The 618-nt window shown below is 47.9% G+C and carries 1 protein-coding gene and 1 pseudogene; both read right to left on the bottom strand.

The window, feature by feature from the left end:
* Nucleotides 1–439: biotin/lipoyl-binding protein (locus tag R7Z77_RS26565; protein ID WP_318137199.1), on the bottom strand; the 439-nt coding region annotated here is incomplete at its 3' end.
* Nucleotides 440–547: 108 nt separating this feature from the next.
* Nucleotides 548–618: pseudogene (locus tag R7Z77_RS26560) on the bottom strand (iron-sulfur cluster insertion protein ErpA); the annotation flags it as partial.

Raw genomic sequence — 618 nt, 5'->3', positions numbered from 1 at the left:
GTAACCCCCTGGTTTTGCGCGGTGTTGTGGCATTAAACTCCTTTTCTTTCACGCGCAGCATGGCCTGAGCGCGTTTGGGCTGACTGTCCAAATCCCGCTTATCAATGTTAGCAATCACTTGTCCTTGCTTAACAAGTTGCCCTTTATTAATGTTGAGACTGACAATTTTGCCGGCCACTTCTGCACCAAGACGAGCTTGGCGATTGGGTGCGGTTCGGCCATAAAGTTCTATCGTTTTACTGGTAGGTTTTGCGGTGAAAGTATCAAACATCACCTTAGCTAAGGGCGTGTTTTCAGATTGGAGAGATGGGGATGAGGTGTGGTCACCTTGTGCTTTGAGCTGCCCAGCAGCCAACCAAGCAACAAGTAGCAAAATAAGGATGAGAGATACTAGCCATGGACGTTCGACAAAACGTCGCCCAAACGAAGTTCCAGACATACAAAGTCCTTTTTATTATTCTCTCCTGCGGAGCGCTGAGAGCGTGTTTACGTGACATCCTGCTACGTAAAACTCAGGCAGCCAATTGGCTGCCTGTGATCGTGTCAATTACACGCTAAATGATGCACCACAACCACATGTGGTTGTTGCATTCGGATTGTTAACGAAGAAGCGAGCAC

Source organism: Vibrio sp. 1401 (assembly GCF_033340295.1).
Note: the sequence above shows the minus strand (reverse complement) of the source record. Positions and strands in the feature narration are given on the sequence as shown.